This window comes from Bradyrhizobium diazoefficiens (assembly GCF_016616235.1).
Classification (GTDB): Bacteria; Pseudomonadota; Alphaproteobacteria; order Rhizobiales; family Xanthobacteraceae; genus Bradyrhizobium; species Bradyrhizobium diazoefficiens_H.
Genome location: NZ_CP067100.1, coordinates 6249495 through 6269580 on the forward strand (window position 1 = coordinate 6249495; position 20086 = coordinate 6269580).

General features: G+C 60.8%; 16 protein-coding genes. 5 read left to right on the forward strand and 11 right to left on the reverse strand.

Translation table 11 applies throughout. The features are described 5' to 3' along the window. Positions 1-8: 8 nt before the first annotated feature. A complete protein-coding gene (locus JJB99_RS29740; protein ID WP_246775026.1) occupies positions 9-1094 on the reverse strand; it encodes a glycosyltransferase family 4 protein in 1086 nt (361 codons plus the stop codon). Position 1095: 1 nt separating this feature from the next. Between JJB99_RS29740 and JJB99_RS29745 the strand changes: the two genes are divergently transcribed. After that, positions 1096-2454 (forward strand): glycosyltransferase family 4 protein, encoded by a 1359-nt coding sequence (locus JJB99_RS29745; RefSeq protein ID WP_246775027.1) that lies wholly within the window; start codon positions 1096-1098, stop codon positions 2452-2454. Between the two features lie 88 nt (positions 2455-2542). Then, positions 2543-3706 carry a glycosyltransferase family 4 protein gene (locus JJB99_RS29750; protein ID WP_246775028.1) on the forward strand — a complete coding sequence of 388 codons (1164 nt, stop codon included), beginning with the start codon at positions 2543-2545 and terminating at the stop codon, positions 3704-3706. 31 nt (positions 3707-3737) lie between these two features. Here JJB99_RS29750 and glf read toward each other — a convergent pair whose 3' ends face one another. The 5 genes from glf to rfaE1 form a co-directional block, all read right to left on the reverse strand. Then, positions 3738-4949, reverse strand: coding sequence for a UDP-galactopyranose mutase (gene glf / locus JJB99_RS29755; protein ID WP_200495792.1), 1212 nt, complete (start codon positions 4947-4949; stop codon positions 3738-3740). Then, the gene (locus JJB99_RS29760; RefSeq protein WP_200495793.1) at positions 4950-5927 is read right to left on the reverse strand and encodes a glycosyltransferase; all 978 of its coding nucleotides are present in this window, start codon (positions 5925-5927) and stop codon (positions 4950-4952) included. Beyond that, positions 5924-7375 (reverse strand): oligosaccharide flippase family protein, encoded by a 1452-nt coding sequence (locus JJB99_RS29765; RefSeq protein ID WP_200495794.1) that lies wholly within the window; start codon positions 7373-7375, stop codon positions 5924-5926. Before JJB99_RS29765 ends, JJB99_RS29760 begins: the two co-directional genes overlap by 4 nt. Positions 7376-7409: 34 nt before the next feature. Then, on the reverse strand, positions 7410-8690 hold the full coding sequence (locus JJB99_RS29770; RefSeq protein ID WP_200495795.1) for a hypothetical protein: 1281 nt from the start codon (positions 8688-8690) through the stop codon (positions 7410-7412). 83 nt (positions 8691-8773) lie between these two features. Beyond that, the gene (rfaE1, locus tag JJB99_RS29775) at positions 8774-10246 is read right to left on the reverse strand and encodes a D-glycero-beta-D-manno-heptose-7-phosphate kinase (protein ID WP_200495796.1); all 1473 of its coding nucleotides are present in this window, start codon (positions 10244-10246) and stop codon (positions 8774-8776) included. Between the two features lie 635 nt (positions 10247-10881). Between rfaE1 and JJB99_RS29780 the strand changes: the two genes are divergently transcribed. Beyond that, entirely contained in the window at positions 10882-11475 is a 594-nt protein-coding gene (locus JJB99_RS29780; protein ID WP_200495797.1) for a D-sedoheptulose 7-phosphate isomerase, read from the forward strand. A gap of 121 nt (positions 11476-11596) precedes the next feature. Here JJB99_RS29780 and JJB99_RS29785 read toward each other — a convergent pair whose 3' ends face one another. Beyond that, positions 11597-12655 carry a glycosyltransferase family 9 protein gene (locus tag JJB99_RS29785; RefSeq protein ID WP_200495798.1) on the reverse strand — a complete coding sequence of 353 codons (1059 nt, stop codon included), beginning with the start codon at positions 12653-12655 and terminating at the stop codon, positions 11597-11599. A 199-nt stretch (positions 12656-12854) separates the two neighbouring features. On the opposite strand from JJB99_RS29785, the gene JJB99_RS29790 reads away from it, so the two are divergent. Beyond that, positions 12855-13322, forward strand: coding sequence for a hypothetical protein (locus tag JJB99_RS29790; RefSeq protein ID WP_200495799.1), 468 nt, complete (start codon positions 12855-12857; stop codon positions 13320-13322). A gap of 49 nt (positions 13323-13371) precedes the next feature. Beyond that, complete coding sequence (locus JJB99_RS29795) at positions 13372-14388, forward strand: ABC transporter substrate-binding protein (protein ID WP_200495800.1); 1017 nt, start codon at positions 13372-13374, stop codon at positions 14386-14388. A gap of 365 nt (positions 14389-14753) precedes the next feature. Here JJB99_RS29795 and JJB99_RS29800 read toward each other — a convergent pair whose 3' ends face one another. From JJB99_RS29800 to JJB99_RS29815, 4 genes are all read right to left on the reverse strand, one after another. Beyond that, on the reverse strand, positions 14754-15518 hold the full coding sequence (locus JJB99_RS29800; RefSeq protein ID WP_200495801.1) for a hypothetical protein: 765 nt from the start codon (positions 15516-15518) through the stop codon (positions 14754-14756). A gap of 6 nt (positions 15519-15524) precedes the next feature. Further along, positions 15525-17924, reverse strand: a complete 2400-nt coding sequence (locus JJB99_RS29805) for a polysaccharide biosynthesis tyrosine autokinase (RefSeq protein WP_200495802.1) — start codon at positions 17922-17924, stop codon at positions 15525-15527. Positions 17925-18010: 86 nt separating this feature from the next. Continuing rightward, a complete protein-coding gene (locus JJB99_RS29810; protein ID WP_200495803.1) occupies positions 18011-18679 on the reverse strand; it encodes a hypothetical protein in 669 nt (222 codons plus the stop codon). A 120-nt stretch (positions 18680-18799) separates the two neighbouring features. Continuing rightward, positions 18800-19849 carry an O-antigen ligase family protein gene (locus JJB99_RS29815; RefSeq protein WP_200495804.1) on the reverse strand — a complete coding sequence of 350 codons (1050 nt, stop codon included), beginning with the start codon at positions 19847-19849 and terminating at the stop codon, positions 18800-18802. Positions 19850-20086: the final 237 nt, after the last annotated feature.

The window sequence follows — 20086 nt, forward strand, 5'->3', positions numbered from 1 at the left end:
CAGCAATGCTAGGCTCCGCTCTCAACCGCCCGGCGAAATACGTCCTCATACTGACGCGCCGCCTTGTCCCAGGAGAACCGCGACAGATTGTCGAGGCCGGCCTGCACCAGCCGTCCGCGCAGGCCTGGCGTCGACAGCAGGCTGCGCAACGCCTCAGCAAGCGCGCGCGGATCCTCGGGATCGAAGGTCAGCGCGCCGCTGCCTGCCACCTCGGGCGTCGCCGAACGGTTGGAGCACACCACCGGGCAGTGCAGTCCCTGCGCCTCCAGCACCGGGAGACAGAACCCCTCGTAGAGCGAGGGAACGCACAGGCACAGCGCCCCGCGATAGAGCCGCGACAGGGTCGCATCGTCGAGCCCCTTAAGCCGCTCGAGAGGCACCTTTGAGCCGAGCGCGGCCAGCGTGCCGGCGATCGTCTCGTCCGCGTCGCTGCCGACATGCACCAGCGCGACATCGGGAAAGCTCTCGTGCAGCATCGCCATCGCCTGCGCGAGCACTTTGAAATTCTTGTTCAGGGTGGCGTTGCCGACCGCCAGAACGTAACGGCCGGAGACCGGCGGCGGCACCGCGTCGGCGGCCAGCGGCGCAAGCGTGGCAGCGGAGTGGATCGTCGAGATGCGGTCGGCGCTGGACGGATAGTATTGCATGAGGTCGCGCCTCGTCGCGTCCGACACCGTCACGATCTCGCTATGGCCCGCAATCATCAGGCGGTAGATGATGTCGGTGGTGAACGCCTCGCGCCGGCTCACCTGCTGCGGCAGGGTGCGGAAATAGAGATCGTGCACCACCATCACCCGCGCCTTGCCCCCAGCCGGGGCCCCGAACGGGTCGATGTTGACGAGCAGATCGATCCCCATGCGCCGGCACAGAAGCTGCATCATGACGGTCTGCAGGATGACATCGAAGACGACGATGCGCGGACGCTCGGTCTTGACGACCTCCAGCTTGGACGCGATCAGCGGAGGCGGCAGCTCGGAGCGGTCCCAGGGCGAGCGAAGGACATACTCGAACTCATGATTTTTCAGCAGCGCCTCGACCAGGCAGAACGCCATCCGCGCCACGCCCGACGGCTTGCCTCCGAATTGACTCGGCATATTGATCAGCACGCGAGTCATAGAGGCTCGGGACAACATTCTCAGTTCGGGCAGGCTCGTATACGCCTTAATCATACTGCCAGCAAGCGCCTGTAGCGTCTACATTTGTTCACAAAGCCCACCTACAGAGTGTCATATCAAAATCGAACGGATTTCCTATAGAATACGATTGATGCGGATCCTTCATATCAGCTCCCTTTACCATCCAGATCAGATCGGTGGCGCCGAGGTCATGGTCGAGCTCCTCGCCGAGACACAGGCCGCGGCTGGCCATTCCGTGGCGGTCGCCTGCATCTCGCGGCATGAGGAGCCGCCGGACCTTCGCAATGGCGTGACGATCTACCGAACCGGCTTTGCCACGCCCTATTTCATCATGGATCGCGACAAGCAATCCCGGCTGAATCGGCTCCGCTATCGTCTCGCCGCCAAGATCAACCACGAGGCGATGCGCAGGTTCGACGCTGCGATCGGTGATTTCAAGCCGGACGTTGTCAACACGCATTCGCTATCCGAGTTGCCGCCGCAGATCTGGACCGTCGCCAAGCGGCGCGGCGTGGCCGTCGTTCATACCATCCACGACTACAAGAGCATCTGCAGCAAGGGCTCGATGTTCCGGGATGGCAAGGCCTGTGATGCGCAGCATCTCAAATGCCGACTGATTTCCCATCCGCACTATCAGCACCAGGTCTCCGTCGATGCGATCACCGGCGTCGGAACGGAAATCCTGCAACGGCATCTCGAGGCGGGACTGTTTGGGCACGTGCCACCGGCGCTTCGCCGCGTGATCTTCAATCCGATCGAGCTCCCACCCGCGCCGCGCAATCGCCAGCGGGCCGCGCAGAGCGATGTCGTTTTCGGCTACCTCGGCCGCATCGAGCCATCCAAGGGCGTAGACACGTTGCTGGATGCGTGCAGACTGCTTCCCGCCGGTGGCTGGAAGCTGATCGTGGCGGGCCGCGCCACCGACGGCATCGCACCATACCAGGCACGTGCCGCAGGGCTGTCGGTGGATTTCGCCGGATTCGTTCAGCGCGATGCGTTCTTCGACCAGATCGATTGCCTGGTGGTGCCGGCGGTGTGGCCCGAAGCCTTTGGCAGGACGGTCGCTGAAGCCCTGATGCGCGGACTTCCCGTGATCGGCTCGGGCGTTGCAGGGATCGCCGAACAGATCGGCGACGAGGCGCATTGGCTGTTTCCTCCAGGCGATGCAGGCGCGCTTGCAGAACGCATGAAGGTCGTCCTGAACGATCCCGCTTGCCTGCAGCAGAGGACCAAGGCGATGGACCAGATCGCGTCCCGCGTCTCGCCCGACGAGGTCACCCGACGCTATCTCGACCTATACCGATCCGCGCTTCAATAATCCGAGACATAGGAACCCCACCTCAATGCGCATCCTGCATGTGAGCTCGCTTTATCCTCCCCACATTGTCGGAGGAGCCGAGAAATCCGTGGCCCTCCTTTCTGAACAGCTCGCCTCGATGGGACACGACGTCGCAGCCGTGTGCATCGAGCGCCAAGGCGTGCCGAAGAAGATACAAAATGGCGTCGCCGTCTATCGAATGCCGCATCACAATACGTTCTGGCTCGAGGACTGGCCGGGGCATTCGCGCGGGGAGCGCCTCTGGCAGAAGCTGCGTCAGCAATGGAACACCGCGATCGCGGCCGAATTCGACCGCATCCTCGACGACTTCAAGCCAGACATCGTGAATTCGCATTCCATGGTCGACATCTCGACCCTGATCTGGCGCGCTGCGCGGAAGCGTGGGATTCCGATCGTTCATACCTGCCGTGATTACGATCTCTTGTGCGGCAACGCCGCGATGTTCCGGCGCGGCGAGAATTGCAGCCACTGGCACCTCGGCTGCCGCATCGTCAACGTCTCCAAGCTGTGGACCAGCAAATGGGTCGACGCTGCCGTCGCAGTCGGCGCCGCGACGTTGCAAGTTCACGTCGATCATGGCTTCTTCACTCACCTGCCACCCGAGCGGCGGCGCGTGATCTGGAACGGCGCGATCGTGCCGGAGCAGGCCGCGCGCGCCCGCGATTCCTTTGATCGCAGCCAGCAGCCGATGACGTTCGGCTATCTGGGCCGCATCAACATCGAGAAGGGAGTCGGAACGTTGATCGATGCCTTCCGCCGAATCGGCGCCGGCAACTGGCGCGTCAAGATCGCCGGCCAGGCCCCGGACACGCTCGATGAGTTCAGGAAGCGTGCCGTGGGCCTGCCGATCGAGTTCGTCGGCTGGGTCGACCCATTCGATTTCTTCCGCGAGCTCGACGTGCTGATCGTTCCCTCGATCTGGGCCGAACCGTTACCTCGGAGCATTTTGGAATCGTACGCAATCGGCGTACCCGTGATCGGGGCCCGCTCAGGCGGTATTCCGGACCTGATCGGTGCCGACAATGCCGCCTGGCTGTTCGAGCCGGGCAACGATGCCGATCTCGCCAGCAAGGTCGAGCAAGTGATCCGCATGGGCCGGACGGCGCTCCCCGGCCGGGATGCGTTCAAGTCGGTGTTCAACGAAACACGGCCACCGCGCGTCGCGGAAAAATATCTTGACCTCTATCGCGACGTGCTGGCGCTACGCGCCCCGCACGCCAAATCCGCATGATCCTCGAGAAAGGCTGCGACAGTCCGGCCAATCATGCCTCAGACGCGCCGCCGGACCGAACGGCCGGCGCGATCGTCTTTTCGAACAGCGTCAGAGCCCGCGCGCAGGCCTGATCCATATTGTAATACGCGTAGTCCCCTAGCCGCCCGGCGAACCACACCTTGCCATCAAGCTTGCGCGCCTCCTCCTGGTAGGGACGCAGCGCTTCGGTGGTCTGCGGCATGGGGATTGGATAATATGGCTCGTTCTTGCCGCGCTCATAGGCCTGCGGATATTCGGTGATGGTGATGGTATCGCGGGCCTTTTGACCGGTCAGATGCTTCTGCTCGGTCGTCCGGGTGAAGTCGAATTCATTGGGATAGTTCAACGTTCCCGTCTCCTGCACGAACTCGACATCGTGCGCGCGCTGCTCGAAGCGAATGCTGCGATAGGGAAGCGTGCCGAACGAATAATCGAAGAATTCGTCGATCGGCCCGGTGAAGATGATGCGATCGGCCCGCACCCTGTGCTTTACATCGGTCCACTCGGTGCCCGTTGCCACCTCGATCAAGGGATGCTTGAGCATCCGCTTGAACAACTCTGTGTAGCCGTGCAGCGGCATTGCTTGATAGATGTCTTGAAAGTAGCGATCGTCGCGGCTGATGGCGACGGGCACGCGCGCCGTTACGCCTGGATCGAGCGCCTCCGGACCCATGCCCCATTGCTTGCGGGTGTAGGAGTCGAATACGTTGTTGTAGATGTAGTCGCCCAGGAATTTCAGGTCGCCTGCCCCCGCCTCTCGCAGCTTCAGGATCGGCACCTTCTTGCCATAGCCGAAATTGTCGATGAGCGCCTGCACCATGGATTCGGCCATCCGGGGCGGAAACAGCGCATAGATCGAGTTCAGGTTGAATGGGATCGGGACCTGTTTGCCTTCGACCATGCCGAGCACGCGATGATAGTAGGGGCGCCACTCGGTGAAGCGGCTGAGATAGGCCCATACCTTTGCACTGTTTGTATGAAAGATGTGCGGTCCGTATTGGTGGATCAGGATGCCATTCTTCGCCGGTGAGTCATAGGCGTTTCCGGCGATATGATCCCGACGATCGATCAGCAGGACCTTCTGTCCGAGTTCGGTCGCGATCCGTTCGGCAAGGGTCGCGCCGGAGAAGCCGGCGCCGACGATCAACCAGTCATAGGTCTGCTTTCGACGCTTGGTCGTGACGCCCGCACGCGAACGGGAGGCTTGAGATTTTCCTGGCATTTAGCACTCAACGGATGTCTTGCAATGAATGAGGGCGGATTGAAACTCGGCCTGCCAGGCGGCGTGCAGGGTGCCGCGCGACGGCCTCATGACGTAGAGATCAAACATTCCGTCGAGACCCCAGACGATCGTCATGAAACCTTCGGCGATGGCGCCACGCGCCATGTTACGCAGGGCAGTCTTGATCATATCCTTGGCGGCATATTTTACGCCGAGGTGACGGCACAGGTTGAAGGTGCGATTGCGATAGAAATACACCTCACGCCCCTTGCTCGGCACACGCGTCGGTCCGAAGCGCGTTTGCACCGTCGTCGTTTTCGGCTGCGGATGCCGATGCCGCGCCGCGGCCACGGTCGCGACCCGAAGTCCCCGCCGGATGAATCGGCGCATGAACTCGACCTCGTCGCCCCACAGGAACATCTCGTTGCGCATCGGGCCGATAGCGTTCGCCGCCGCGCATCGCACGAGAGTCCCATTGAATGGGTTGGCCATGTCGAGCAGCAGACCATCGATTGCAGCCGCCTCTGCATCGGCAACCGTGAAGATCGAGGGGCCCTGGTAGCCAGGCGTCTCCTTGATGAGTCCGAAAGCGAGCTGGGCCGGATCGGTTTGAGATACGACCAGCGAGTTGGCCAGCGCGAGACCGGATCTGTCGAGCGCAGCCTCGAGCACTTCGAGCGCGCCGGCATCGGGCATGCCGTCGTCGTCGAACAGCCAGACCGCGTCGAAGCCATTGGCGGCTGCGAGGTCGATCGCCATGCGGAATCCGCCGGCGCCCCCGAGATTGGTCCCGGTGTGGATCGCCGTTACCTTGGGATCTTCGAGACCATCGAGGTAGGCGCGGGTCCCATCGGTGGAGGCGTTGTTGATGACGAATACCCTGTCAGGCGCACGGCTTTGGCCCAATGCGGCCGCCAGCGCACCCTTGAGCAATTCGACGCGATTGAAAGTGACGAGCGCGCATGCGATGCGCATCATGCAACTCCCTGCTCAGGTACAATGGCCGTACTGGTGGCCCGCTCGCTGATCAACTCCCGCCAATAGGGCAGAAGCTGATTGCGCATCAGGACGAACGTCGCCAGCACGACCGCTCCGTAGAGAAGCGACAAGCCGAGCCACGACCACAATGCATCGACATGCAGCGGCCTCGCGAGCTCGATGGCCACAAGGCCAGCGATTGCTGCCGATGCCCCCGGACACAGCGAAATCAGAATCTTCCCAAAGCTCAACTTGGCTTTCCTTACCGCGATGCCCAGGAACCATGCTGCGATGAAGAAGCCGGTCAAGACATAGGCCTTTACCAGAGCCATGAGGCCGAACGGAAGAGATACCACAAAGACGATTAACGTCAGGCCGCTGCCAATCACCCCGATCCGGAACTGGAGCTTGGCTTCGCCTTTGGCAAGCAGGATCACGCCATTATAGGCGGCTATCGCCTGCACGGCCCCAAGAGGCGCCAGCCAGGATACGATGGACGGAATCGAATGCCATTTCGGCGACATGAAGGTGGTCAGAGGGTATTGCAACCCAAACACGAAATAACCCATCGCCGGGAAGCTCAATGCCGCAGTGATGGCGCAGGTCGCGCAAACCGTGCGCTCGAAATGGCTGGGCTCGTCACGATAGCGGCTTAGCGTTGCCAGCAGCACAGAGCTTGCCGGCCACGCAATGATCATCAGGGGCACCAGCATGAACTGGTACGCCAGCCCGAACAGGCCGACTTCGGCCGCTCCCAGCCAAACGCCGATCAGGACGTTCTGGCCGTTGCGCGCCGCAAAGGTGAGGATGTTGGCAAGCATGACCCAGCCGCCAAACGACAACATAGGCGTGAGCGCCTTCCACATCCAATTCAAGACGAACGCGTCGCGCGCGAAATAGAGGAAGAACGCCATGCGCAGGGCCTGCATGAGGCCGTTGTAGAGCACAAGCGCCCAGATGCCGGCCCCCTGGAAGACGGCAACCACGCTCACCAGAGCCGAGAACGTGACCGCCGCACCTTCAACACGGGCTATCAGCGGATAGTTGAGCTGACGCTCCAGCAGGGCGCGCGGCGGCGTGGCGACAATGGAAAGAACCACGATACCAGACATGGCCATCATGATCGGCTGCAATCCCGCCAGCCCCGTTGCCGACTGAATCGAGAACGAGGCCATCGCAAGAACGGCAGCACAAGCCGCGCCGGCCGTCAGCACCAGCGTCACCACACCGCCCGCCTGCTGCCGTGTGAGGTCGGGGTGCCGGACGATCGAGCTCGACAGGCCAAGATCGGTCAACATCGAGATGAACGTGATGAACGGCAACGTGAACACGACGAGGCCGTACTCGCTCGGCGAGACAAAGCCGGCGAGGACGAGATTCATCAGGAACTGGATGGCCGACCGAAACAGGTTGAGGCCGCCCATTGAGGCAATGTTCTTCAGCAGCATCGACCTATCCACGCCAACAAATCAAAATGACGGCTCAAAGGCTGATCTCCACCGCGGTCAATTGATCACTGGCGGTCAGCGCAAAGCCTCCTGCCGACTTGTCGAGCGCCCGCTTGACGAGCGTTCCATTATCCTGGAACTGGTAGGCGGTCGCCGCACGCACTCCCGGGGCCACCGCCAGCGAGACGTCCCGCGTCACCGGAGGCCGCATCGCGCGGGCATTCGGATCCCAGCCGGGGACGCCGAGCCACACGAAAACCACCTGGACACCGTCGCCGCGGGCAAACGCGACACTCCACACATCCTGCGTATTTCCGGCTATGGAGATCTGAACCTTCGCCGCGGGCTTGCCACCTGCTGCCGGCCGGTTGAGCAAGCCGAGAAGTTGCTTCACCGCTCCGAATGATGGCTTCGGCGTGCCGTCGAAGCTGATCAGCCCGAAATGTGACTCCTTGTCAGCCGGGCCGTTGTTGTTGCTGTCGATCAGCTCGTAGATGTAGCTTCGCTTCGCCCCGCTCATGAAATTCCAAAGCAGAAGCCGCGGCAGGTAGCGCGCCTTGATCTCCTCCGAGACCGGAAGATGCCCGGTCGTGGTCTGAAGCGCCGTGTGATAGCCGGTCTCCGAGATCAGCACCGGCTTCTTGCCGCAGAATCTCTCCGCAGCGGCGACAAAGCCGCCGAGCGCGCCCGGCCCCTTCGTCTCGGGATGCTCCATGCCGGGATAAGGATGGATATTGATCCAGTCGACAGAATCCGAAATGTCTTCGGCCAGCGGCAAGCTCCTCTGGATGTAGCTCGGCGAGGCAACGACGATGTTGCGCAGCTTGGCGTTGCCCTTGACTGCTGCAAACAGCGCACGCTGATGCTCGGCGGAAATCGCGGGATTCATGTTTGGCTTTCGAAGCAGATCCGGCTCGTTGCCACCTTCGAAGATCTCGACGCCCTGATCGCACCAGTCGTAGACGTCCTGAAGCCGCCGCGGCGGCATGAACAGGTATCCGTTGACCGGATCCGCGCAGACCAGATCGAAACGACAGCCCGCCGCAACGAGCGCCCGGACGCGCTTATAGAAATCGTAGTCGCGATTGACGTAGCTCGCAAAGATCGCATCGTCCCGGACGTGAACGATTCCAATGTCCTTCAGCAGCGGGATGACGGAGTCCGCGTTCCCGTAAAGGCTCTTCCTGTTGCTGAGATGCAAGCACACACCGACACTCTCGACGAACTCGGCGGCCGAGAACGTCCTCGGAGCAGCCCCCTGTCCGAACACTGGACTGCCCGTTGCCGTGATCAACAGAGAGGCGGTCGACAGCAAGAAAGATCTTCGGTGCATCATCGCTTCCGTTTTCCCTGCGCCGCCGTGACCTGCCCGGCCGCGCCAATGCGAGCCAGATCCGTTCAGGCCCTCTTCTCGCGCGCACGCTTGACCAATGACGTCGTGCTGTGGCCCTCCAGGATATCGACGAGTACGACCTCCCCGCCATAAGCAGCCACCACGTCGTGACCGACCACCTGCTCGCGGGTGTAGTCCCCACCCTTGATCAGAACGCTCGGCTTGATCCGCGTAATGAGCTCGAGCGGCGTGTCTTCCTCGAACAGCACAACCAAGTCGACCGCCTCAAGCGCGGCGAGAACCTCGGCGCGCGACCGCTCTTCCTGGACGGGGCGTTCCGGCCCCTTGAGCCGGCGCACCGAGGCATCACTGTTCAGGCCCACGATCAGCCGATCGCACGCGGCGCGCGCCTGCGTCAGCACCCGGACATGTCCAGGATGCAGAATATCGAAGCAGCCGTTAGTGAAGCCCACTCGCTGTCCTTCCTTGCGCCATTCGGCGATCTGAGTGTTGAGCATCGTGGTGCTGGCGGCAATCTTCTCCTCAGCGGTGAGCGAAGCTGAAGGCAGTATCTTTCGCCGGAGCTCGTCGAGCGAGACGGTGGCAGTTCCCGGCTTTCCGACGGCAACGGCGGCCGCGGCCGCCGCGCAACGCAGTGCCTCTTCGAAGTTCGTGTTGGCGGCGAGCGCGACCGCCAGCATGGCCGCAACCGTGTCGCCCGCACCGGAAACGTCGCGCACCTTGGTCGGCTGTGCTGGAACGTGAATTAGATTACCGTCGCGATGGGCCAGCGTCATGCCATGCTCACTCCGCGTCACCAGGATTGCTTCGACATCCGCCGAGCGCAGCGCCTCGAGCGAAGCTTTCGCGATATCGTCATCAGAGTGGATGGCTCGGCGAGTCGCTTCGCTGAATTCCTTCTGGTTCGGGGTCAGCAACGTCGCTCCGCGATAAAGCGCCCAGTTGGCATTCTTCGGATCCACGATGACGCGCTTGCCGAGCTTGCGAGCCTCATCGATGACGTGGCGGACGACGCGCGTCGTGAGCACGCCCTTGGCGTAGTCGGAAAGCAGCACGATGTCGGCTCGGGGGAGCGCGGAGACTGCAGCCTCGATCAACTTCGTCTCGACTTCCTCGGACGCGGGAGCAGCGAGTTCCCAATCGGCCCGAAGCATGTGAGTCGAGAAATGCTCCGAGACGTATCGCGCCTTGCGCGTCGTTGGCCTATCCGGATCGACGACCAGCAATTGCTCGATCTGCTTCTCTCGCGCGAGCTCGGTCCTCAGGATCCTGCCTGTGACGTCCTCGCCGATGAGGCTGACGAAAATACACTTCGCTCCGAGCGAGGTGATATTGCGCGCGACATTGCCGGCGCCGCCGACATTGATCTGGCTTCGCCGGACCGCAAGCACGGGTGTGGGCGCCTCAGGCGACACGCGGGAGACCTCGCCATAGACGAATTCATCGAGCATCAGATCGCCGACGCATAGGATCGTCTGACGGGGGATGGCGATCGTGATCGCATCAAAGTCGAACATGTGAAACCCTGTAGCCTGCGGTGAGTGATCGGAGAACCAAACAGCGTGACGAAATCATGACCCAAATGAACCGTGCGCGTGTGCCGGGCCCGTTCGAAGGAGCTAAGTGGTCGTTTCAACTGAAACAACGACATTCGTATGAAATGCCGATAACGAATCTGAGCAGCAAACCAAGTCGTGATGATTGGCACGAGGTAGCGCGGCAAACCTGCTCATCACTGCTTCCTTTTATAGCAATCCGAGACTAAAAAGCGCTGAAGAAATCGGCTTCTTCGTCGAATCCGGGACCAACTTTGAGTACATCGCAAAGCAAAAGTCGGGCCTACATTTTGGGGTTATCTGAACGCGACGTACCGATCACCCGGCGCTCTCGAAAATGGTCCATCGAAATGTCGCAATCGGCGCCAAACGAGGGCGCATGTGTGTCTATTCTCTCACAAACGACGACAAATCCAGCATTACCTCGATCATTGCTTAATCGTAGAGAACGTTTGACCCTCTTGGAACGATCACGCTATAGAGGCCTCATGGCACCGTTCTTGTTCGATCAATGCCGTCGCCTTCGTTAATCATCGGGTGACTCGCAGGTCAGGCAGGTATCGGTCCGAACTTCAATCAACGACGGATGATGCGCATTGTCGCAAGATCGCATTGCACTCCACTTTCAAAGCTCGTACGCCGGGATGTCCAAAGCGATCCAAAGTCCGGATCTGCTCGGCACTCTGCACGCCATCGCCAATGAGATTGCAGCCGCTCTGAAGCGGGGTAACAAGCTGCTGCTGGCCGGCAACGGAGGAAGTGCGGCCGACGCCCAGCACATCGCCGCGGAGATCGTCGGACGCTACAAACTCGAGCGCGTGGCTTGGGCAGCGCTCGCGCTGACGACGGATACGTCGGCCTTGACGGCGATCGCGAACGATTATGGCTACGAGGACGTGTTCGCGCGTCAGGTCCAAGGACTGGGTCAACGCGGCGACGTGTTCGTCGGCCTCACGACGTCCGGCCGGTCTCCCAATATTCTCGCAGCGTTGAGGGTTGCGCGAGAGAAGGGCCTCGTGACGGTGGGATTCACCGGCGCCAAGGGCGAGAGCATGCGCGCGTTCTGCGACCACATCCTGATCGCACCGACGGAGGACACGCCGGTCGTTCAGCAGATTCATCTGATGTCGGCCCATGGAATCTGTGACCAGATCGAACACAAGCTCGTCAACGATCATGCGGCCGGTTAGCGGACTCACTCACGGACCGACGCCAGCCTGAGTCAGGAAATAGCCTTGCGGGCCTGCAAGCGATCGTGCTCCGCGCCCGACGCGGGCACGATGATGACCGATCGCGGGTTTCCCCTGCGCGTCAGGCACTCTCTCTCAAATCCATCCTCTCGCGCAGGCAGGCAAGCACCTCCTCGACACTGAGTAAGTGCATGCATGACTCGAAATCCTCTGGGTACTCGAAACCGAGATTGAGGAATGCAGTTTCGCCGCCCCTAGGGCTGATCGAGCACGCGCGCTTGCTAAGCGGTCCCCATCGCACTGGATTCGTCGGACCATGCAGCGCAACCATCGGCAGGTCGAGCGCAGCGGCCAAATGCATGATTCCCGTGTTGACGCTAACGACGCAGGAGCTCGCCTCCAGAAGAGCGGCCGTCTCGTCGATCGAGTACTTGCCGGCAACATTGATGGCGCGGCCCGGCGGCACATCGATGCCTGCAACCAGCTCTCTGGAGGTCTCTGCGTCTGCGGGACCGCCGGTGAACACGACGTCGAAGTCTTGCCGCACCAGGGCCTGCGCCAATATCTGCCAATGACCGATCGGCCACTCGCGCATCTCCTTCTTGAAGCCTGATGCCCAGGGATGGAAGACGACGTATTGCCTGGACCACTCGCTGCGGATCTTGGATCGCGCCGCCTCCGAAGGCTGGATGCGCGGCCAGGAGGGACGCTCGGCTCCTACGACGCTAAGAAGATTCACGTAGTTCTCGAATTCGTGAATCTGATCGGAGTGCCTGACCGTGGCATCAAATGCGAAATGACGGTGTTGTCCGCGAGTCTCGAATCCGAGAGTGAATTTCGCGCCGGACAAGCGTGAGAGCAGCGCACCGATGCGAGGCCACGCCGTAAAATCGATCAGGATGTCCTGCTTCTGACTACGCAGCAGCCGAACCGACCGCAGCGGATCGGATATCGGGAGGATGGTGAGCCGATCGCAAGGCGGCAGCAGGGGCGCTATGCCGCTATTGGCTCGCGAAGTGAACAGAGATATTGAAGCCTCCGGGAAGGCTTTTCTGAGAACCGGCACGGCCGGCCCGACGGAGAGTATCGTGTCGCCGATTGCGCCAAGGGCAATCAAGCCGACGTTCGATACCCGCTGAGGCACCCTGCTCTTCGGCGTGACCAGAGACAGGGCTGCCACGGCTGGAATTCCGATATAACGATCCCACTTCCTAAGATCGGCTCTGCCCCGCTCCTGATGCTTCATTTCTCTTAATCACTCTTGCCCGTTGGCCGCCACGGAGACTATTCCCGATAACGTTCGCCGCTACAATGCAGTGCAGCATTTAGGCTTAAAATTGACAGGTTGCACGGATTTACTGGGTACAGGAAGGCTCAAATTGCATAGGTTCAAGTCAGTTCAATTTTCGCGCGCGGCTGGCAGAATAGGCCTGCTCACCGCCGCCCTAGCGGGTCTCATTCAGGCCGGCGCTGCGTCAGCCCAAACGGCGCAGCGCCCGGTGCTCGGAGCTCCCCCGATCGTGGGCGGTACGGGAGGACTCGCGTTCCCTGACAAGGATGACAAGAACCGTTTTGGAACCTCGCCTAATCAGCACAAGACGGTCACGGGACAACCCTGCGTAGACATCCATGGAATGCTCAGGCCGCAGATCGTTAATCCAAACATTACCGAGCACGTCTTGATCATCGCTAACAGTTGCAGTTACCCGATCAGCCTCAAGGCGTGCTATTATCAGTCCACCACCTGCCTCAAGACGACGATTGCCGGCTATGGAAAACGTCAGCAGACGCTGGGATTTTCCGCCGACAAGGATTTTCGTTTCTCGTACACCGAGGATTTCAATTAAACCGGCCTGATCTGCAATGATCGTCCCACACGAGCCTCATCCCTTTGGAATGCTGCGCCATGTTCGTCTTTTTACCGTTTGCCTGGCTCCGTTCTTGCTGCATCCCCTGACCTCGACCGGCCTCTGCGCCGATGCCGAGGCGAGTCGCGTGGTCGTGGAGCTGGTCGCACCGCGAGATATCTCGCTAGCCGGAGCCTTGGTCGCATCCAAGGAAGGCTTCTTCGCCCAACAGAGACTTTCGGTCAGATTTTCTAATCCTCAGGAGCGCGACAGCAGTTCCGACGATGACTCGACCGTTATCATTCGTCTGCAGAACGCCCGCGATTTCCTGATCGCTCGGGCGACAGGCACGCCTTTCGTTGCCATCGCAGGCAACTATCTCGACAGTTCGGCGACATTCTTTTTTCGTCGCGATCGGAACATCCGCTCGGCGCAGGATCTTGCCGGCAAGTCGATCGGATACGATCTGAATTCGGATACAGGACTGATCTTCGAATGGTTCCTCGCGAAGAACTCGGTAGCCAGGTCAACCATCGCCGAACGGGCGGCTAATCCCGGAGTGCTGGGATTGTTGGACAATTCCGTCGACGTCGTGCTCGGCCATTCCGGGCTCGACGACCTCGCGCTGGAGAAAGCCGGGATCGAGTATGACACCCTCGATCCTCGTGCCTACGGCGTTCATGCCCTGGGCACCGTTTACGTCACAAGCGAAGCCAACGTACGGCAAAAGCCGGAGACGTTGGTGCGTTTCCTGCGGGCTCTGATCGCGGGATGGGATTATGCCTACAACTATCCCGAGCAGGCCGTTGCACTACTGGCATTGCCCACGGACAGCGATGCCCAGCGCAATGCGCTGAAACGTGCCCTGCAGCAGCAACGAGAGTACCAGAGACCAGGAGGCGTCCGCTTTGGCGAGGCGCTGCGCAGCCGCTGGAGCGATCTTTACAGCTTTATGTCACAACGCCGCTTGATCCGCACTCCGATTGACTTGCCCAGGGCCACCGATACAAAACTATTAACTGAAGCCTATCGCGTCCGGCTCGGACCGACGAGCACGGCAGACTGACAGTCGCAAGCCAGAGGTTTCGAATGAAATTCCGTGTCGTCCTAGCCGCCGCCATGCTGATGACCCTTCAGACGGCCACCGCAGTCGCGGGCTGCTATTGCAATTGTGCCGAGGGACAGATGCAGCCCGTATGCACCAACTCCTATGACGTGGCGCCGATCTGTCCCGCGACCCCATGCACGCGGCCGTCGACTCCCCGGCTCAGCCCGCCGCCGCTCGCTGGTAGCCGCTCCTCCTGCCGTGAGGAGCAGGTTTGCGATGCATTTCAGCGATGCCAGTGGAAGGTTATGTGCAAAAATGACCGCTAACGGTCACGGTTCCCCAATGCCCAAGCAGATCGCCCCCTCGGCGCGCAATTGCTCGGGTCAATCGACCTGCCAGGGACGTAGTTCGGGCATTATGAGGCCGGGAATGTCGACCTCGACGCCGGCCCGGCGCAGATCATTTCCCAACTGCCTCTTGTATTTTGGGCTGACGTTGGCCAGCGCGGCCAATAACTTGTCGTGAATGGGCCAGCCGGCGCCTATCAGATTCGCAGCCGAGGGCCGAATGAAGCCGGAATTGACGAGCGCAGCGAACTCCTTCACGACGCTCTCCTGTAGCGCCGAGGGGAACAATGGATAAACGATCAGGGCATATTTGTTGCGGCGGAGCCCTACCCATCCTTCATACGGGCCTAGCTCGTAGGACTTCGACAAGTAGCCGACCAGTTCATCGCTGAATCCATGCTGCATCCCTTCGAGCCAGAACAACGCGAACCAAAGAAACGGGTCGGTCGGCGCGCAACTCAGGGATTTTCTGATAATAGCGTTCGCAGCGCCGGCGGCTCGTCTGACCTGCTCGGGATCGGAATTGTCGACCGCAATCTGGACCATTCGTCCCCGAATGATCGCAGCATTGTGCATCGCTCTCGGAAAGCAGCGCTTTGACTCCTCGAGCGCGTCGAGCAGCGGCACAGTGTCGTCGAGCAGCTCGGTCGCCAAATCGTCAGATCTAACAATGCGCGACGCGATCCCGTCGAGCGGCGCATAGGCCCAGAATTGAGGACCAAACTCGCCGGCCCACAGTAGCGCAATAGCGCCGATGCCCAGGAGGGGGAGCAGCGCCAGCCGGCTGAGAAGTCCCCTCATCGACGATCAGTCAACGTATCCGTACCGGTGGTAGTAGTTCTTATAGTAGTAATTGCCCCGGTTGGAATCGTACCGGTTCAGGACGTCCACATCGGCCTTGTTCAGAACCGTACCAATGATCTGGTCGTGCAACATCGGCGCGTCCTTGAGCGAATTGACGATCGCATCGCGGTCCGTGCGTCCCCATTCAATGACGAGTACGTAGGCATCGATCAGCCGCGAGGTCGAACGAACATCGATTACCGGCGTCAAGGGCGACAGGTCGACGACAACCCAGTCGAACTTCTCACGGAGCGCCTCCATGGTCTTGGCCATTGCGGAGGAGGACAGAAACTCGGACGACTGCGCAACCCGCGACGGAACGACAGTCGGCAGGAAGTAGAGCTGGGTCTCCGCATCTTTGAGAATCGCGGAATCGAGATCGACCCTGCCTAGCACGACATCGAGCAAGCCCTGTGTTGCTGTGGGCGCGAGCGATCGGGTCAGGGATGGATTGCGAATATCGGCATCCACCAGCACGACCTTGTTACCAGCGAGCGCTAGAATCTGAGCGAAGGAGGCGCTGATCGTCGTTTTTCCCTCGTTGGGCAACGCCGAGGTGAAGCCTATCACCCTGGACTTGTGATCCATGAAGGCAATGTCGGCCGCGACCTTGATCGATCGCACCGCTTCCGTGAAACGGGAGAACGGAGAATCCTGGACAAAGCGCATCACATCGTCGACGACCGTAAGGGCGCCTGATCCCGTCGCCGCGTTCGCGGAAGGTATGGCAGCCAAGCTACCCACGTCACCCCGCGCATCACGTTCTTTTTTGGTGCCGAGCAGCCAGCCGAAAGCGCGTTTGATGCGTCCGGCAAGGGACGCCCTGTTTCCTCTTCCATCGCCTCCGCCAATCCTCGGCGTCACAGCTAGGCAGCTGACGCCCAGCAAGGCTTCGGCATCATCGCGGGTGCGGACGACCTGGTCAAGCGCATCCCTGGTCCAGCCTACTCCAAAGCCGAGCAAGGAGCCACCAACAATGGCCGCCAGGATAATGAGCATCGTCTTGGGATCGCTGGGCCGCAGCGGCGGCGACGCTTCCGTGATCAGACGTGCATCCGTCATCGGGAATGATTGCTGCTGGACCGACAGCATGTAGAGCTGGAGGAAGTTGTCGGCGAGCGCCCTCGCGCTCTGCGCATTGCTGTCGAGATCGTGCAATACGATCTGTGCTTGGCTCGTGTCGTTCGACTGGTCGATGGTCGACTTAAGACTGGCCTGCACGGACGCTTCGCGTGCGCGCGCGATCTCTAGGTCGCTCTTATAGGATTCGCCGATTCTGCGGAGCTCGTCGGTAATCGACTTGCGGATCTCCCGCATCTGGTTGCGGATATTGACCACCGCCAGATGCTGGGGCCCGTAACGCTTCGACCAATCAGACTCACGGGCCGCGAGGTCGAGATATTGCTGGCGCAACCGCGTGATGACGTCGTTGCGCAACGAGTCCGTGACCGTGGCGATGTCCTTGAACAGATCGTTCACATCGCGGTTTTCGTCGTTGAGAATCGACGAGAGCCGATCGTAACGCGCCTGCGCTTCGGCAGTCTGCGCCCGCGCGATCGTCAGAGCGCTGTTGGTTTCGGCGAGCTGCTGTTCGGTGAGCAGCCGGCCACCGGTGTCGACGATGTTATTCTTGGCCTTGTAGTCCGCGACCGCGCGGTCGGCGGCGGAAGCCTGTGCGCGTAGCTCCTTCAGACGGTCCTGGAGCCAGCTAGCCGCCCGCTTCGACGCCTGATATTTCGCCTCGAGTGCATCAACGAAATAGGCCTCGGCGATCGCATTGGCGATATGAGCCGACAGCTCCGGATCTCGTGACTTGTAGGAGACCTCTATGACGTAGCTCAGCGCCTTGCGCTTGACGGAAAGATTTCTCTGGAGTTGCATCAGCACGATGCGCGTGAGGGACTGCTCGGAGAGCGGACTGCTTTCGAAAAACAGGCCAAAAACCGACGATAACCAGCTCTTCTCGTTGCTGATAAACTCGGGATTGTGGATCAAGTCGAGATCCTTGATGACCGCGAGCCCGACCTTCTCCGATTTCAGAATTTCGACTTGGCTGTCGACAGTCGCCGAATCGAGCGGCGTGTCCACGCCGAGCGGCGACGACGAGGACTGCTGGTTCAAGACTTGCGTCTTGCGGCTGTCGATGATCAGCGCCGCCGTGCTGGTATACTTCTTTTCCGCCGTCATGCAGTAGGCGCCAGCGAGGCCGACACACACGATGACCGTCAACACGATGAAGGGCAGCTGCCGCCGGATAAGTGCTCTCAGGGCCAGCAGCGAGTCCTGCGACGTTGCCGACGCCCGCTGCGGCTGCTCCGGTGCACTTGGAGGAGATCGAAGCGCTTTTGGGTCAACTTGAAGCATGAACCGTCCTATTCATAGGCCCAACACCGATAAGCCGACTCTCGCCGGCTTATCGTTCGAGGTGCTTCGAGAGATCGATCAGGTGACTATCGGCTCACGCTGCTCGATGCCGTCGTCGTGGACGACGACGCGGCGCTGATTCCCGAAACGCCGCCGCTGAAATAACTCGTCCCGGTGGTCGGGGTCCCGCTCGACGAGAACGGTGCGGCAGTGCCACTACTGGATCCAACCGTTGTCGGATTGGTCGAGCCTCCGACACCGCCTGAGGAAACGCCGCCGCCGGCACCGCCACCCGCAACAGATCCGATCGGCTTGCCGGTTGCCAGCGCGAAATTTGTCTGGGCCGGTGTCGAGGTGGCCTTGGCCAAGGCTTCCGCGATGTCCGCCGCGAATTTCGGATCGGGGACGTTACAATCATTGGCGGCGCTGCCAAGACCGGTGCCGATCGCACCCTGTTGCGCCACGCTTGCCGTCTTGAGCATTTCGATGACCGCAGGCAGCGTGCGCGGATCCGACGCCACCAAATTCTCGATGGTCTTGGTGAAGCTGTCGCCCGCCGCCTTCGGGTTCGGATTGGCGTTCGCCGAGTCGCTCAACAGCGCGCCCGGGTTATTCAGGAAATCGGAAATCGCCTGAGGCGACATCTGCTTGTCAGGCGCCAAACAGGCCGCCCACGCACCTTGGCCAAGGAGAACCGTCGTCGCAACGGTCGCGAGAAAAGCACGTCCAATCATTTGCGCTGCCGCCTTACCCATATGCCGCACTCCTCTAATTCCTTAATTTATACCATCCTTGCCAAGGCTATGTAGCACATTTTGCAGTGCAAGATGGCATCCCTGAGGCGATTTGTTGCCAATTGCTTAATTGAGCCGAAGTCACGCGGTTTTTGAAATCACGCATCCGTCACCGGGTTGTATTCGGCTTGGGCCGCGTCTCACCGGTCGTGACCGGAACGACTGCGACAATCCGGCACCGACCATGGCGAAAACGGCGATCGAAAAAGCCGGAATCTGAAGCGGAAAATCGACCATCGTATGCAAGGTTGCAGCCACCATGACCCCGAGCGCGGCGGCCGGACATCCAACCCCTCGCCTGCGCGTCAGAACGCCGCGGACCAGCCACGCAATCATGGCGATCCAGCCCAGCGCAAGCAGGACTGCGAACGGGATCCCGAGCTCGGAGGTGAGTTCCAGAAAGGTGTTGTGCGCGCGGTCCCAGACACCCCAACTCGAGACCAGCGGGCTTCGGTAGGCCGGGAACACCCACGCAAACGACCCGAGACCGGTGCCAAGCCAAGGATAGTCCTTGATGATCCGCCAGGTCGAGAGATAGGTCTGCCACCGTCCTTGATCCGACACCCCTTCAACACTGACCCGTTCGGCGACCCCGCCGCCAAGGAACTGGATCAGCACGCCTGCTGCGAAAACGGCCGCGATACCTGCGACCAGAAGCGCACGGCGAGAGGCAAAGGATCGATAGAAGAATCCGAGGAGTACGACGATCAGCCCCACGACCGACGCCAGCGATCCTGCCCGCGAGCGGGTCATGAACATGGCGACCACGCAGATCAGCACCGCCGCCGCCGGCGGCAGCAGCTCGCTGTGCAGCACGGCACGCCAGTCTTGGAAATTCGCGCGACCGGGTTTTCTCCGCCGGAATTGCTCCGACAGGAAGACCAGCCAGACCACCGCACAGCATCCAAAATAGATCGCCGCCGTGTTGCGGTTGTAGAAGGTCGCGGTGAGCTCGGCGAGATAGGCGTCCTTATCGTAACCAAGAATCTTGGACGGATCGATCAGATAGGAGACGACGCCAAAAACCGCATAGAGCAGGCCGCTGCAGGCAAATGCCGCCATAATCGCCCGCGCGTACGCTTCCTTCGCGCCGAGCACGAATGCGCAACTCAGCGTCAGGATCGCGATCACAAACGGTCCCTGAGATAGGACCGGCTGATACCGCATCGCGGACGGGATCGGCTCCAATTCCGTCGACAGCAGCTTCGCCGTCTCGGCCCAGATTGGATTATCGAGCCAATCCGACGCAGGCGATGGCCACGTCTGTAGCAACAGGACAGCGGTCCAGCAGGCACAAAATGTCCACAGGACGAGAAGGACGACCGGGCGCCTTGGCCCCAATCGCTGAAAGGACGCGAGCATACCGGC

Coding starts and splice junctions, on each gene's coding strand:
- JJB99_RS29810 (WP_200495803.1), bottom strand. CDS start 18,679: ATGGGTAAGGCGGCAGCGCAAATGATTGGACGTGCTTTTCTCGCGACC.
- JJB99_RS29805 (WP_200495802.1), bottom strand. CDS start 17,924: ATGCTTCAAGTTGACCCAAAAGCGCTTCGATCTCCTCCAAGTGCACCG.
- JJB99_RS29760 (WP_200495793.1), bottom strand. CDS start 5,927: ATGATGCGCATCGCATGCGCGCTCGTCACTTTCAATCGCGTCGAATTG.
- glf (WP_200495792.1), bottom strand. CDS start 4,949: ATGCCAGGAAAATCTCAAGCCTCCCGTTCGCGTGCGGGCGTCACGACC.
- JJB99_RS29765 (WP_200495794.1), bottom strand. CDS start 7,375: ATGCTGCTGAAGAACATTGCCTCAATGGGCGGCCTCAACCTGTTTCGG.
- JJB99_RS29800 (WP_200495801.1), bottom strand. CDS start 15,518: ATGAGGGGACTTCTCAGCCGGCTGGCGCTGCTCCCCCTCCTGGGCATC.
- rfaE1 (WP_200495796.1), bottom strand. CDS start 10,246: ATGTTCGACTTTGATGCGATCACGATCGCCATCCCCCGTCAGACGATC.
- JJB99_RS29795 (WP_200495800.1), top strand. CDS start 13,372: ATGCTGCGCCATGTTCGTCTTTTTACCGTTTGCCTGGCTCCGTTCTTG.
- JJB99_RS29740 (WP_246775026.1), bottom strand. CDS start 1,094: ATGCCGAGTCAATTCGGAGGCAAGCCGTCGGGCGTGGCGCGGATGGCG.